The following is a 16,758-nucleotide window of genomic DNA, read 5'->3' on the forward strand; positions in this document are numbered from 1 at the left end:
GGGGAGTTGCGGGGTTTGGGTGTGGTGGTGGATGTGGTGGCGTGTGATGTGGGGGATGTGGTGGCGTTGCGGGGTGTGGTGGAGGGGGTGGGGGCGGAGTTTCCGTTGGTGGGTGTGGTGCATGCGGCGGGTGTGCTGGATGACGGTGTGGTGGCGTCGTTGAGTGCGGAGCGGCTGGATGCGGTGTTACGGGCGAAGGCGGCTGCCGCCTGGCACCTCCACGAACTCACCGCCGGCCACGACCTGGACTTCTTCTGCCTCTTCTCCTCGGCGGCGGGCACTGTCTCCCCCGGCGGCCAGGGCAACTACGCCGCCGCCAACACCTTCCTCGACGCCCTCGCCGCGTACCGCCGGTCCGAGGGACTCACGGCTCTCTCCTGTGTCTGGGGCATGTGGTCCGTCAACACCGGAATGACCGGCCGTCTCGACGAGGCCGCCCGGCGCCGCCTGCACCGGCAGGGCTTCGGCGCGCTGTCCGGACCGGAGGGCCTGGCCCTCCTCGACGCGGCGGTCGCCTCCGGCGCCACAGCTCCCGTACTCGCGAAACTGGAACCCGCCGGTCTACGGGCGCAGGCCGCGTCCGGCACCCTCCCGCCCGTGCTGAGTGCCCTGGTCGGGACTCCGCGCCGCCGGGCGGACCGGACCGCGACCGGTGCCACGCTCACCGACCGGCTGGCCCGGCTGCCCGACGAACAGCGCCTGCCGATGCTGCTGGACCTGGTCCGCCGGGAGGTCGCGGACGTCCTCGGCCACCCGTCCCCCGGCGGTATCGCCCACGACCGTGCCTTGAAGGAGCTGGGCTTTGATTCGCTGACAGCAGTGGAGTTGCGGAACCGGCTGAACGCGGTGACCGGTCTGCGGCTGCCCGCGACGCTCGTGTTCGACCATCCGACGGCCGCCGCGGTCGCCGACCGCCTGCTCACCTCCCTTCTCAGCGCGGGGAACCTGCCTGGGCCTGTGCCTCTGCTATTGCCTGTGCCGTCTGCTGTGCGGGTGGTGGATGAGCCGGTGGTGATTGTGGGGATGGCGTGTCGTTTTCCGGGTGGGGTGTCGTCGCCTGAGGAGTTGTGGCGGCTGGTGGTGTCGGGGGCGGAGGGGGTGTCGGAGTTTCCGGTGGACCGTGGGTGGGATGTGGACGGGCTCTACGACCCGGAGCCGGGGACGGCGGGCCGGACGTCTACGCGGTCGGGCGGATTTCTGCACGGGGCAGGGGAGTTCGACGCGGCGTTCTTCGGGATCAGCCCGAACGAGGCGCTGACCATGGATCCGCAGCAGCGGCTGTTGCTGGAGTGTGCCTGGGAGGCGGTCGAGCGGGCGGGTATCGACCCGGCCACGCTGCGGGGCAGCGCGACCGGCGTCTACACCGGCCTGATGTACCACGACTACGCCAACAGCTCGGCCGCCGGGGCGATCGCGTCGGGCCGGGTGGCGTATGCCTTCGGTCTGGAGGGCCCGGCGGTGACGGTGGACACGGCGTGTTCGTCGTCGCTGGTGGCGTTGCACCTCGCGGCCCAGGCCCTGCGGAACGGTGAATGCACCCTGGCCCTGGCCGGTGGCACCACCGTGATGGCGACCCCGGAAGTGCTCCTGGAGTTCAGCCGCCAGCGGGGGCTTTCGCCCGACGGCCGGTGCCGCTCGTACGCGGATACGGCGGACGGGACCGGGTTCTCGGAGGGGGCGGGGGTGCTGTTGGTGGAGCGTTTGTCGGATGCGGTCCGGCTGGGGCATCCGGTGCTGGGGGTGGTGAAGGGTTCGGCGGTTAATCAGGACGGTGCGTCGAATGGGCTGACGGCTCCGAATGGGCCTTCGCAGGAGCGGGTGATTCGGGCGGCGTTGGGGTCGGCGGGGTTGGGTGCGGGTGAGGTGGATGTGGTGGAGGGGCATGGGACGGGGACGGTGCTGGGGGATCCGATTGAGGCTCAGGCGTTGTTGGCCACGTATGGGCAGGGGCGGGGTGAGGGTGAGCCGTTGTGGCTGGGGTCGGTGAAGTCGAATGTGGGGCATACGCAGGCGGCTGCGGGTGTCGCGGGGATTATGAAGATGGTGCTGGCGATGCGGCATGGGGTGCTGCCGCGGACGCTGCATGTGGACGAGCCGTCCGGGCAGGTCGACTGGTCGTCCGGTGGGGTGGAGCTGCTGACCGAGGCGCGGGAGTGGGTCCGGAGCGGTGGCCGTCCGCGTCGGGCGGGGGTGTCGTCGTTCGGGATCAGCGGGACGAACGCGCATGTGATCGTCGAGGAGCCGCCTGCCGTTGCGGCGGCCGACTCCGATGATGTTGCTCCGGTGGCTTGGGTGCTGTCGGGGAAGACACCTGAGGCTCTTGGAGCGCAGGTCGAGCGGTTGCGGTCCTTTGTGGCGGCTGGTGAGGTGCTGCGGGCGGTGGATGTGGCCTGGTCGTTGGCGGGGCGGGCGCGGTTTGAGCACCGGGCGGTGGTGGTGGGGGCCGATCGGGACGAGCTGTTGAGTGGTCTGGCGGCTGTTGGTGCGACGGCGGCTGAGCCGGGGAAGGTCGCGTTTCTGTTCACGGGGCAGGGTGCGCAGCGGTTGGGGATGGGGAGGGGGCTGGCCGGGCGTTTCCCGGTGTTTGCGGAGGCGTTCGACGGGGTGGCTGCGGCGCTGGATGTGTATCTGGAGCGGCCGTTGCGGGAGGTGGTATGGGGTGAGGATGCCGATGCGGTCGCGTCGACGGGCTGGGCGCAGCCGGGGATCTTTGCTTTCGAGGTGGCGTTGTTCCGGCTGCTGGAGTCGGCGGGTCTGAAGCCTGATTACCTGGCGGGGCATTCGATTGGTGAGCTGGCGGCCGCGCATATCGCTGGGGTACTGGCCCTGGATGATGCGGCGCGGCTGGTGGCGGCGCGTGCCCGGTTGATGCAGGCGCTGCCGTCGGGTGGGGCGATGGCCTCGGTCCGCGCGAGCGAGTCGGTTATCCGTGACGCCTTGGTGGACGGTGTGGCGATTGCGGCGGTCAACGGCCCGGCCTCCGTGGTGATCTCTGGCACCGAAAAGGCTGTTAAGGCCACCACCCGGCGCCTTAAGGGATACAAGGTGACCCGGCTCCGGGTCAGCCACGCCTTCCACTCGCCCCTGATGGAACCGATGCTGGCGGAGTTTTCCGAGGCAGCTTCGGCCCTCTCGTACAACCCGCCCCGCATTCCCTTCGTGTCGACTCTGACCGGTCTCCCGGTCACCGAGGAGCTGACCGACCCTGCCTACTGGGTGCGCCAGGTCCGTGAGCCGGTCCGTTTCGCCGACGCGGTCTCCACCCTCACCACCCAGGGCGCCACCCGCTTCCTCGAAATCGGCCCGGACACCGTTCTCGCCCCCGCCGCCGAGGACTCCCTCCCCACCGGCACCCTCACCCTTGCCTCCCAGCGCCGCGACCGCGACGAAGCCCGCACCCTCCTCACCGCCCTCGGCACCCTCCACACCCACGGCACCCACCTCGACCTCACCGCCCTCCACCCCACCGGCCACCACCTCCCCGACCTCCCCACCTACCCCTTCCAACGCGAACGCTTCTGGCTCTCCTCGCCGCGGGACACCGGTGCCGCCGCGGCCGGGCAGGGTGTGACCGGGCACCCCGTACTCACCGCCGAGGTCGTCGTCCCCGGCAGCGGTCTGGTCGTCCTGACGGGAAGGCTGGCCGAGTCCGACCACGACTGGCTCGGCCATCATGAACTGCACGGGCGGCTCGTCCTCCCGGCCGCGGGCTTCGTCGAGCTGGCACTCACCGCAGGGCGGCTGGCGGACTGCGGCCTGCTCGCCGGACTTGTCGTCGAGACGCCGTTGCTGCTCGACGAGGGCCCGGTCTCCGTCCATGTCGTGGTTGGCGAGCGGGACACCGAATCCGGCGCGCGGACCGTGGCCGTCCACAGCCGCGGTGGTGAGGACATGGTCTGGACGCGGCATGCGCACGGCACGCTGGAACCCCTCGGCCTCCCGCCCGCCGATGTGACCGGCCCCTGGCCGCCCGCCGGTGCCACCCCGCTCGACATCCGCGAGATATACGACGGGCTTGCTGCCGCCGGGTACACCTACGGGCCGCTGTTCCAGGCCGTCACGGCGGCCTGGCGGCACGGCTCGGAGACGTACGCGGAACTGGCTCCCCTGCCCGTCCGGGACGGCGGCGGCGAGTTCGCGCTCCATCCGGCGCTCCTCGACGCGGCACTCCACCCGGACCGCGCGCCGGACGGGATCACCCAGCCCCTGGCCTGGCGCGAGGTGTGCGCCTGGCCCGCCACCGCGTCGGTGCTGCGGGTGCGGATCACCCCGAACGGCTCCGGTGTTGCCCTGACCGTCTCCGACGACAGCGGGCGGCCGGTGCTGTCCGCCGCGCACATCGCCGACGGCACGCTCGACCTACCCGCGCCGCCGGACGGGGCCGCACCCGCCCGGAAGCGGTTCCCCGGCCGGCCGGCCGTACCGGTGGCCCCACCGGACGGCCTCCGGGAGCGGCTGGCCGCGATGCCCGGGGCACAGCGCGCGGACGTCCTGCTGGAGCTGGTCCGTACCCAGGTCGCCGCGGTCCTCGGACACGGTTCGTGGCAGGACGTGGCACCGGACCTGCCGTTCCAGGACCTCGGCTTCGACTCCCTGGCCGCCGTCGAACTGCGCAAGGCGCTGAGCGCGGCCTGCGGACGGTGGCTGCCGCCGACGCTGGTCTTCGACCACCCGACCGCGCGGGACCTGGCCGGTCATCTCGGAGAGCAGCTCGCCGATGCCGCCGATCCCGTGGAACCCGTTCTGGCCGAAGTCGACCGGCTGACGGCACTGCTCGTCGGTGCCGCGCTGGGGCCGGACGCGGCCGTACGGGTCACGGGGCGGCTGGAGGCGCTGCTGCGGGAGTGGCGCGATGCCCTGGAGACATCCGGCGAGGCCACGGCCGAAGGGGACGACCTGACGTCCGCATCCGACGACGAGCTGTTCGCCATGCTCGACAATCTGCAGAGCTGAAGGGTCCATGGGCAACGACGACAAGCTCCGCGAGTACCTCAGGCGGGCCACGGCCGAACTCCGGCAGACCAGCCGCAGACTGCGCGACGCGGAACAGCGCCTGCACGAGCCCGTCGCCATCACCGCGATGACCTGCCGCTTTCCCGGCGGGGTCCGTACTCCCGAAGACCTGTGGGACCTGGTCGCGTCCGGCACCGACGCCGTGTCCGGCTTCCCGCGCAACCGGGGCTGGGACATCGACGGCCTGTACGACCCCGAACCGGCCACGCCCGGCAGAACGTACTGCGCGCACGGTGGTTTCCTGCACGACGCGGGGGAGTTCGACGCGGACTTCTTCCGGATCAGCCCGCGCGACGCGCGGGAGACCGACCCCCAGCAGCGGCTGCTGCTGGAGCTGTCGTGGGAGCTGCTGGAGCGGGCCCGTATCGACCCCACCTCGCTGAAGGGCAGCCCCACCGGAGTCTTCGCGGGGCTCGTCTACCACGACTACGCGGCGCAGGGCATCGGCGGGATGGCCAGTGTCGCGTCCGGCCGGGTCGCCTACGCCCTGGGCCTGGAGGGGCCCGCCGTGACCGTGGACACCGCCTGTTCGTCTTCCCTGGTGGCGGTCCATCTGGCCGCGCAGGCGCTGCGGGCCGGGGAGTGCACCCTGGCCATCGCGGGCGGTGTCACGGTGATGGCCTCGCCCGACTCCTTCGTCGGCTTCAGCCAGGACCGGGGGCTGGCCCCCGACGGGCGCTGCAAGTCGTTCTCCGCCGACGCCGACGGCACCACCTGGTCCGAGGGCGCCGGGCTGCTGCTGCTGGAACGGCTGTCGGTGGCACGCCGCCTCGGGCATCCGGTGCTGGCGGTACTGCGCGGCAGTGCCGTCAACCAGGACGGCGCCAGCAACGGACTGTCGGCGCCCAACGGCCCCGCGCAGCAGCGCGTGATCGAAGCGGCGCTGGCCGGGGCCCAGCTGTCCGCCGAGCACATCGACGCCGTCGAGGCCCATGGCACCGGCACCCCGCTGGGCGACCCCATCGAGGCGCAGGCGTTGCTGGCCGCGTACGGCAGGGGCCGTCCCGCCGGACGGCCGCTGTGGCTCGGCTCCGTCAAGTCCAACATCGGTCACGCGCAGGCCGCCGCCGGCGTCGGCGGCATGATCAAAATGGTGGAGGCGCTGCGCCGGGAGACCCTGCCGAAGACTCTCCATCTGACGGCGCCCACACCCGGCGTGGACTGGTCGGCCGGGGAGGCGCGGCTGCTCACCGAAGCCCGGCCCTGGCCGACCGGTGACCGGACCCGGCGGGCCGGGGTCTCGGCCTTCGGGCTCAGCGGCACCAACGCGCACGTCATCATCGAGGAGGCGCCCGCCGGGGCCTCGGAGCGGGCCGCACCGGGCTCCGGTCCCACCATCGAGCCCGAAGCCGCCGCCGCCGGATCCCCGTCCGCCCGCCGGCTGACACCTCTCCTGGTGTCCGGCCGCGGCGAACCGGCCCTGCGCGCGCAGGCCGCCGCCCTGTACGACCATATGCGTGACGCTTCCCGGCGGCCGCCGCTGCTCGACCTGGGACATGCGCTGGCCGTGTCGAGGGCGCACCTGGAGGACCGCGCCGCCGTGGTCGCCGCGGACGCGGAGTCGGCACGTACCGCGCTCGCCGCACTGGCCGCGGGCGGCACCGCGGCCGGTCTGGTACGCGGCACGGCGCACCCCGACGCCAGGACGGCGTACCTCTTCACCGGGCAGGGCGCCCAGCGCCCCGGCATGGGCCGCGAGCTGTACACGGCGTACCCGGTGTTCGCCGACGCCCTCGACGCCGCGCTCGCCGCACTCGACCCGTACCTGGACCGCTCGCTGCGGGACGTGATGTGGGGCACCGACGCCGCACTGCTCGACCGCACCGGCCACGCCCAGCCCGCGCTGTTCGCGGTGGAGGTGGCGCTCTTCCGGCTGCTGGAATCGTGGGGGATGCGGCCGGACCACCTGATCGGCCACTCCGTCGGCGAACTCGCGGCGGCCCACGCCGCCGGGGTCCTCACTCTGGAAGGCGCCGCCGAACTGGTCACCGCACGGGCCCGCCTGATGCAGGGCCTGCCGCCCGGCGGCGCGATGGTGGCGGTCCGGGCGGGGGTGGACGAGATCGCGCCCCTGCTGGACGAGCGGGTCTCGGTGGCCGCGGTGAACGGCCCCGCGTCGACCGTGCTGTCCGGTGCCGAGGACGCCGTCACGGCCGTCGCGGAGCGGCTCTCCGCCGCCGGACGGCGGACGAAGCGGCTCGCCGTGTCCCACGCCTTCCACTCGGACCTGATGGAGCCCGTGCTCGACGAGTTCGCCGAGGTGGCCGCCGGGATCCGTTACACGCCGCCCGGCCTCGCCGTCGTATCGACGCTGACCGGCGGACCGGTGACGGCCGAACTGACCGACGCCGGCCACTGGGTGCGGCAGGTCCGGGACACCGTCCGGTTCGGCGCCGGTGTGCGGTGGCTCGCCGACCACGGCGTGACCACCTTCCTGGAACTCGGCCCGGACGCCGCGCTCAGCGCGATCGGGCCGGAGAGCCTCGCACCCGGCGAGGACGCCGCGTTCTTCGCCGTACTGCGCCGCGACCGCCCGGAGGTGCGCGAACTGACGACCGCCGTGGCCCGTGCCCACTGCCGGGGTACGGCTGTCGACTGGCGCGCCTTCTACGCGGGCACCGGCGCCCGACCGGCCGATCTGCCGACCTACCGCTTCCAGCGCTCCTGGTACTGGTCCACGGGGAAGGAGAGCGAGCGGGGACCGGAAGGCGCCGGGGGAGCCGGGGGCGCTGTGGCGAAGGCCGTGGGGGCCGACGGGGCCCGGAGCGCGGCCGGCCCGGCCGACGAGGAGTTCTGGACCGGTCTCGAAAAGGCCGGCCCGACCGCGCTGGCGGCGGAGTGGGGCGTCGGAGCGGAGGCGCTGGCGGAGGTGCTGCCCGCCCTCACCGCCGCGCGTGACGCCCGGCGCGCCGAATCCACCGTGGCCGACTGGCGCTACCGGGTGGTCTGGCGGCCCGTGGCCGACCCCGCGCCGGGCGGGCCGGCCGGCCGCTGGCTGCTCGCGGTGCCCGCGAACCGTACGGACGACCCCCTGGTGACGGCGGTCGGCGCGGCGCTCGCGGAGCACGGAGCCGACATCGTCCTCTGCCCGGCCGGACCCGAGGACGACCGCGCCGTGCTCACCGCCCGCCTGCGGGCACACACCGGCGGGGAGGAGCGCCCCGAGCATCCGGCACTCAACGGGAACGGCAACGCCAACGCCAACGGCAGCGGCAACGGCAACACGGCGGACGAGGGCAACGGGCCTTCCGGCGTACGGGAGTTACGGGGTGTGCTCTCGCTGCTCGCCCTCGCCACCGAACCGGACCCCCGGCACCCGGCCCTGCCCGCCGGGTACGCGGCCACGGTCACCCTGGTACAGGCGCTCGCCGACGCCGGGGTGACCGCGCCGCTGTGGTGCGCGACCGTCGGCGCGGTCGCCGTCGACGGCAGCGAACGGCCCGACCCCGGACAAGCGATGCTGCACGGCCTGGGCACCGGGCTCGCCCTGGACCTGCCGGACAGCTGGGGCGGCCTGGTCGACCTGCCCCCCACCCCCGGTACCCCCACCCCCGGTACCCCCACCCCTGGTACCGCCTCCGGTCCCCCTGCTCCGGGTGCCGCCCCTGATACGGTCGCTGCCCGCGACGGCGAGGCCCTGCGCAGGCTCTGCGCGGTGCTGTCCGCCGCCACCGCCACCGCCGATGAAACCGGGGCAAGGACCGGGGCAGGGACCGGGGCGGCAGCCGGGGGGCCCGTCACGGGCGGAACACCGGGCCCCGAGGACCAGGTCGCCGTCCGCCCGGCCGGACTCTTCGCCCGGCGGATGGTCCGTGCCCCGCTCGAAGGCCGCCCCGCGACGCCGTGGCACACTTCGGGCACCGTACTGATCACCGGCGGTACCGGCGGCCTCGGCGCCCATACGGCCCGGCTGATGGCGGCCGCGGGCGCCGAACACCTGCTGCTCGCCGGGCGGCGGGGCAAGCCGACCCCGGAAACCCTGGCACTGGAAGCGGAACTGACCGCATCGGGCACCGGCGTCACCGTGGCAGCCTGCGACGTCACCGACCGCGAGGCCGTCCGCGCCCTGCTGGACGGCATTCCCGGGCACCGGCCACTGACCGCCGTCGTCCACGCGGCCGGAGCCGCACAGCGGCTGGCACCGCCGGGCGAACTCCGACTCGGCGAACTCGCCGACGTGGCGGCGGCGAAGGTCCTGGGCGCCGCGCACCTCGACGAACTCCTCACCGGCAGAACACTGGACGCGTTCGTGCTGTTCTCCTCGGGATCCGCCGTGTGGGGCAGCGCGGGCCAGGCCGGGTACGCCGCCGCCAACGCCTACCTGGACGCGCTCGCCGCCGCCCGGCTGGCCCGCGGACTGCCCGCCACAGCCATCGCCTGGGGCTCCTGGGACGGCGGCATGGTCGACGCGGAGATCGCCGCGGGCATGCGGCGGCTCGGCGCCCCGCCCATGCCGCCCGGCCCGGCCGTCACCGCGCTGCGCCAGGCCCTCGACCACCGTGAAAACCATCTCGTGGTCGCCGATATCGACTGGCCCCGCTTCGCGCCCGTCTACACCATGGCCCGCCGCCGCCCGCTGCTCGACGCCCTGCCCGACGCGGCCGCCACCGGGCCCGGTACGGCCGCCGCGGCACCGCCCGCCCTCGCCGGCCACCTGGCCGGACTCGCCCCGGACCAGCGGGACCGCGAGATCCTCGACCTCGTCCGTACCCGGGTGGCCGCCCTGCTCGGCTACGACGACCCGCAGACCCTGGAGCCCGGCCGGGCCTTCTCGGACCTGGGCTTCGACTCGGTGGCCGCCACCGACCTCAAACTCGGCCTGTCGGCGGCCACCGGCCTCGAACTCCCGGCCACCCTGGTCTTCGACCACGCCACCCCGGCGGCGGTCGCGGAGCATCTCTGCACCCTGCTCGCGCCCCCCACCGGCGCGGCACGCCTGCTCGCCGGCCTCGACCAGTTGGAGGCCGCCGTCACCGAGCTGCCCGCCGACGAGGCCGAACGGCACCGGATCGTCGCCCGCCTGCGCGCCCTGCTCACGGCCGCCGAGGCGGCGGAGCCCCGGTCGGGACCCATCGGCGACGACGCCACCGCGGACGAACTCTTCGCCTTCATCGACAACCAGCTCGGACGGAACGGCTGAACCCCGCGCACCCGACCCGGCAGACGAGGACAGGACAGTGTGATGGCCGAGGACCAGAAGCTTCTCGACTACCTGCGACGGGTGACGGCCGACTTCGCGCAGACCAGGCAGCAACTCCAGGACGCCCGGGACGCCGCGCACGAACCCGTTGCCATCGTCTCCATGGCCTGCCGCTACCCCGGCGGCGTCCGCAGCCCCGAGGAGCTGTGGGACCTCGTCGAGGGCGGCGGCGACGCCGTCGGTCCGATGCCCGGCGACCGCGGCTGGCCCCTGGACCGGCTGGCCGACGACGGCACCGGACAGCAGGGCACGAGCTATGTCACCGAGGGCGGCTTCCTCCACGACGCCACCCGCTTCGACGCCGGACTGTTCGGGATCTCCCCTCGCGAAGCCGTCGTCATGGACCCGCAGCAGCGATTGATGCTGGAGGTGTCCTGGGAGGTGTTCGAACGGGCGGGCATCGCCCCCGACGCCGTACGCGGCGAACCGGTCGGCGTGTTCACCGGCTCCGGCTACCAGGACTACGGCGACCTGCTGAACGCCGCGCCCGAAGCGGCCGAGGCCTATCTCGGGACCGCGGCCGCCTCCGCCGTGATCTCCGGCCGGGTCGCCTACACCCTCGGCCTGGAGGGACCCACCCTCACCGTCGACACCGCATGCTCCTCCTCCCTGGTCGCCCTGCACCTCGCCGTCCAGGCGCTGCGCCGCGGGGAGTGCGCGATGGCACTGGCCGGCGGGGTGATGGTGATGTGCACGCCCGCGCCGTTCGTCGCCTTCAGCCGACAGCGCGGACTGGCGCCGGACGGCCGCTGCAAGGCGTACTCGGAGAGCGCCGACGGTACGGGCTGGGCGGAGGGCGCGGGCGTACTGCTGCTGGAACGCCTCTCCGACGCACGGCGCAACGGCCACTCCGTGCTGGCCGTGATCCGCGGCAGCGCGGTCAACCAGGACGGTGCCAGCAACGGACTGACCGCGCCCAGCGGCCCGGCCCAGCAGCGCGTGATCCGGCAGGCCCTGGCCGACGCCCGGCTGCCCGCCGGGCAGGTCGACGCGGTGGAGGGCCACGGCACCGGCACCACGCTGGGCGACCCCATCGAGGCCCAGGCCCTGCTGGCCACCTACGGCCGCGGCCGGACCCCCGACCAGCCCCTCCTGCTCGGCTCGCTGAAGTCCAACATCGGCCACGCCCAGGCCGCCGCCGGGGTCGGCGGTGTCATCAAGACGGTGATGGCCCTGCGGCACCGCGTCCTGCCGCCCACCCTCCACATCACGGAACCGTCCGGGAAAGTGGACTGGACCTCCGGCGCCGTCCGACTGCTGACGGAGCGCCTGCCGTGGCCGGACCGCGGCCACCCGCCGCGCGCGGGAGTGTCCTCCTTCGGCGTGAGCGGCACCAACGCGCACGTGATCCTGGAAGCCGTGCCGGGGCCGCGGGACGCGGCAGCCGTCGAGGGGGAGCCGCGGGACCCGGCAGTCGTACGCGACGCGCGGGGCCCGGCTGCCGCAGAGCAGTCGGCGAGCCCGGCGGCGCTGCCGGGGCCGCGGAACCCGGCCACCGTGGGGGAGGTGCTGGACCCGACTGCCGTACGGGAGAACACCGCGGCCGCCCCGCCCGCCGCCCATGCCTGGGTCCTCTCCGCGCACGACGACGACGCCCTCGCCGCGGCGGCGGAACGGCTGGCCGCATGGGTGACCGGAGACGAATCCGGCTCCGCCGACCCGGGCGACCCGGGCGGCCCCGGTGACCCCGGTGACCCCGGTGAGCCCGCCCCCGCGGACATCGCGCACTCGCTGGTGACGACCCGGGCGGTCCTCGGCCGCCGCGCCGTCGTGACCGGCGCGGACACCGCCGCCCTCGTCGCCGGACTGACCGCACTGGCCGGGCACCGCGACGCCCCGAACCTCGTCCGGGGCACCGCCCGCGCCGACGCGCGGGCCGTCTTCGTCTTCCCCGGACAGGGCTCCCAGTGGGCCGGTATGGCCCGGGGACTCCTCGATACCTCGGACGACTTCGCGCGGAGCATCACCGAATGCGCCGAAGCCCTCCGCCCCTTCGTCGACTGGGACCTCCTCGCCGTACTGCACGGCGCGCCGGACGCACCCGCCCTCGACGCCGTCGACGTGGTCCAGCCCGCGCTCTGGGCCGTGATGGTCTCCCTCGCCCGGCTGTGGCGCGCCCACGGCGTCGAACCCGCCGCCGTCATCGGCCACTCGCAGGGCGAGATCGCCGCGGCCTGTGTGGCGGGCGGCCTGACCCTGGCGGACGGGGCACGGGTCGTCGCCCTGCGGAGCCGCCTCATCGCCGCGGAACTGGCCGGCCTCGGCGGCATGATGTCCGTCGCCCTGTCCGCCGACGCCGTCGGGGAGCGGCTGCGCGATGTCGACGGGCTCTCCCTCGCCGCCGTCAACGGCCCCGGCTCGGTCGTCGTCTGCGGCGAACCCGATGCGCTGGAACGCCTCCGCGCCGAACTGGTCGAGTCCGGCGTACGCGCCCGTACGATCCCCGTCGACTACGCCTCGCACTCCCACTACGTCGAAGGCATCCGCGACCGGCTCCTGGAACTCCTGGCACCCGTCCGGCCCCGCGCCGGGCAGGTGCCGTTCCACTCCACGGTCACCGGTGGCCTCCTCGACACCAGCACACTCGACGCCGACTACTGGTACCGCAATCTGCGGCAGACCGTCCGCTTCGCCGACACCGCCCACGATCTGGCCGTAGCCGGCTTCGACGTGTTCGTGGAGACCAGCCCCCACCCCGTACTCAAACTCGGCATGGAGGAGACCTTCGCGGACACCGGGACCCCCGTCACCGTCACCGGCACCCTGCGCCGCGACGACGGCGGGCCCCACCGGTTCCTCTCCTCCCTCGCCGAAGCCCATGTGCACGGCATCGCCGTCGACTGGTCCCGCACCTGCCCCGGCGGACGCCGCGTCGACCTGCCCACCTACCCCTTCCAGTACGCCCGGTACTGGCTGGACGCGCCCCCCGGCACGGGCGGCGACGTGACCGGCGCCGGACTGCGCGCCGCCGGCCACCCGCTCCTCGGCGCCGTCGTCACCACCCCGGCCTCGGACGGCGTGATCCTCACTGGTCGGCTGTCCACGGCGGACCAGCCGTGGCTGGCCGACCACACGGTCCTCGGTACGGCCGTGTTCCCCGGTACCGCCTTCGTCGAACTGGCCGTCCGGGCCGGAGACGAAGTCGGCTGCCCCGTCCTGGCCGAACTCACCGTCGAGGCACCACTGTTCCTCGGCAGCGCGGCCGGTGCCGTGGCGGGGGAGGACACCGGCCCGGGTGCCCACGGCGTACAGGTGCACGTCGTCGTCGAGGGCCCCGACGGCGACGGGACCCGCTCACTGCACGTCTACTCCCGCAGCGAGGACGCACCCGGAGACCAGCCGTGGACCCGCCATGCCACCGGGCTCCTCACCCCGGGCAACGGGGTAGCACCCGGGACGGCCTCAGGGACAGTGCCCGGGTCGGCACCGGCGCTGGAGACCGCAGGCGGCCCCCGCGCCTCCTGGCCGCCCGCCGGGGCGACCCCCGTGGACCTCGACGGCTTCTACCCCGCACTCGCCGGAACCGGACTGGACTACGGCCCCGTCTTTCAGGGCCTGCGTGCCGCCTGGCGCGCGGGCGACGACGTGTACGCCGAGGTCGTTCTGCCCGGCCCGGCCCGGGACGCCGCCGACACCACCCCGCCGTTCGGCCTGCACCCGGCCCTGCTGGACGCCGCCCTGCACGCCTGCGCGCTCACCGGCGCGGTCGGCGATCGGGCCCTGCTGCCGTTCGCCTTCACCGGCGTCACCCTGCACGCGTCGGGAGCCTCGCACCTCCGCGTCCGCCTCACCGCGCCCGACGGCGGCAAGGTCTCCCTGGAAGCCGCCGACCCGGCCGGCGCGCCGGTCGTCTCCCTGGAATCCGTGGTCCTGCGCCCGCCCGCGGACGAACGGGCCGCCGGTGCCGTACGCCCCGTCCACGACGCGCTGTACCGGCCTTCGTGGACACCGCTCACCCCGTCGACGGCGACGACGGCGGGACCTGCGCCGACCGGCGCCGCGGTGACCGTCGTGCCGTGGGACGAGGCAGTCGCCTCCGAACCGACCGCCTCCGAACGGACCTCCGAACGGACCGCCTCCGAGTCGAGCGGTAATGAGCCGACCGGTAACGAACCCACCGGTACCGCACCAGCCGGTGTGATCACCCTGGCCGTCGCACCCGGCAACGACCGTTCCGCGGTGCACACCGCCACCCACCAGGTGCTGACCGCCCTGCAGACCTACCTTTCCGAGGAGCGGTTCGCCGACACCACACTGCTGGTCCACACCCGAGGAGCCGCCGCCCTCGACGGCGAGGACATCACCGACCTCGCCGGTGCCGCCGTCTGGGGCCTGGTCCGCTCCGCACAGTCGGAGCACCCCGGCCGGATCGTCCTGGCCGACACCGACGGCCCGCTCCCCGGTCCGCTGCCCGCGATCCTCGCCTCCGGCGAACCCCAACTCCTCTGCCGTGGCGACCGGCTCCACGCGGCCCGGCTCGTCCGGGTGCCCCAGACCGCCCGCGCCGCCGCGGACGACAGCCCCCCGACCCCGTTCCCCCCGGACACCACCGTCCTGATCACCGGGGGCGGCGGCACCCTCGGCGGACTCGTCGCCCGGCACCTGGTCACCCGGTACGGCGTACGGCACCTGCTGCTCCTGGGCCGCCGCGGAGCGGACACGCCCGGCGCCGCCGACCGGATCGCCGAACTGACCGGACTCGGCGCCCGTACCGTCACCTTCACCACCTGCGACGCCGCCGACCGGGACGACCTCGCGTCGGCACTCGCCGCCGTACCCGCGGACCGGCCGGTACGCGGAGTCGTCCACGCGGCGGGCGTGCTCGCCGACGGCACCATCACCTCACTCACCCCCCGGCAACTGGACGTCGTACTCCGCCCCAAGGCCGACGCCGCACTCAACCTGCACGAGCTGACCGGCGACGCCGACCTGTTCGTCCTGTTCTCCGGCGCGGCCGGCATCCTCGGCTCACCCGGCCAGGGAAACTACGCCGCCGCCAACGCCTTCCTCGACGGCCTCGCCGCCCACCGCCGCGCCCACGGCCGCCCCACCCACTCCCTGGCCTGGGGCTTCTGGGCCCAGGGCACCGGAATGACCGGCGCCCTCGACACCCGCGACCGCTCCCGCCTCACCCGCAGCGGCATCATCGGCCTCACCGACGACGAGGGCCTCGCACTCTTCGACGCGGTACGCGACCGGAGCGAGCCCGTCCTGCTCCCCGCCCGCTTCGACCTCGCCGCCCTGCGCACACTGACCGAAGTCCCCGCCCTCTTCCGCGGCCTCGTCCCCGGCACCCGGCGCACCGCCGCCGAATCCACCACCCCGGACTCCGCCGCCGGATTCCTCACCGCCCTCCCCGAAGCCGAGCGGGAACAGGCGCTTCTCGACCTCGTCCTGGACCGCGTCGCCGCGGTGCTGGGCTTCGCCTCCGCATCGGACGTCGACCCCGACCGGGCCTTCCGCGAGATGGGGTTCGACTCGCTGACCGCCGTGGAGTTCCGCAACCGCCTGGGCCGGACCCTCGGACTGCGGCTGCCGGTGACGCTCGCCTTCGACTACCCGTCCCCGACCGCCCTGGCACGGTTCCTGCTCCCCGCCCTCACCGGAACGGCCACCGGCACCCCCGGTGCCGCCGACCGGGGCACCACGGCCTCCGCCGATGACGAGCCCATCGCCATCACCGCCATGAGCTGCCGATTCCCCGGCGGGGTCGGCTCGCCCGAGGAGCTGTGGCGACTGGTCGCCGACGGAGTGGACGCCGTATCCGAGTTTCCGGGCGACCGCGGCTGGCACACCGACGAGCTGTACGACCCGACCGCCGAACGGCCCGGCACGAGCCTCACCCGCCGGGGAGGTTTCCTCCACGACGCCGCCGACTTCGACCCCGCGTTCTTCGGGATCAGCCCGAACGAGGCCCTCGCCATGGATCCGCAACAGCGGTTGCTGCTGGAGTGCGCCTGGGAGGCGTTCGAACGCGCGGGCATCGCCCCCGCCTCCCTCCGAGGCAGCCGTACCGGCGTGTACGCGGGCCTGATGTACCACGACTACGCGGGCAACAGCGGAACCGGCGCCAACGCGTCGGGCCGGGTCGCGTACGCCTTCGGTCTGGAGGGCCCGGCGGTCACGGTGGACACGGCGTGCTCGTCGTCACTCGTGGCGTTGCACCTCGCGGCCCAGGCCCTGAGGTCCGGCGAATGCACGCTCGCCCTGGTCGGCGGCGTCAGTGTGATGGCGACCCCGGAGATCTTCGTCGAGTTCAGCCGCCAGCGCGCCCTTGCCGCCGACGGCCGCTGCAAGCCGTACGCCGACTCCGCGGACGGAACCGGAATCTCGGAAGGCGCCGGCCTGCTACTGGTGGAGCGCTTGTCGGATGCACGGAGGAACGGGCATCCGGTGCTGGCGGTGGTGCGCGGTTCGGCGGTGAACCAGGACGGCGCTTCGAACGGCTTCACGGCTCCGAATGGTCCTTCGCAGGAGCGGGTGATTCGGGCGGCGTTGGGGTCGGCGGGGTTGGGTGCGGGTGATGTGGATGTGGTGGAGGGGCA

Annotated in this window: 3 protein-coding genes; all 3 read left to right on the forward strand. The window is 74.1% G+C overall.

From position 1 onward, the window contains the following. On the forward strand, nt 1-4,953 hold a 4,953-nt coding region (locus ACWDR0_RS32005), incomplete at its 5' end, for a type I polyketide synthase (RefSeq protein ID WP_456355321.1). Then, nucleotides 4,940-10,153 carry a type I polyketide synthase gene (locus ACWDR0_RS32010; RefSeq protein ID WP_456355323.1) on the forward strand — a complete coding sequence of 1,738 codons (5,214 nt, stop codon included), beginning with the start codon at nt 4,940-4,942 and terminating at the stop codon, nt 10,151-10,153. The genes ACWDR0_RS32005 and ACWDR0_RS32010, both read left to right, overlap by 14 nt. A gap of 39 nt (nt 10,154-10,192) precedes the next feature. Then, nucleotides 10,193-16,758, forward strand: a 6,566-nt coding sequence (locus tag ACWDR0_RS32015; RefSeq protein WP_456355322.1) for a type I polyketide synthase, incomplete at its 3' end; no start/stop codon positions are given.

Source organism: Streptomyces sp. NPDC003691, assembly GCF_053981115.1.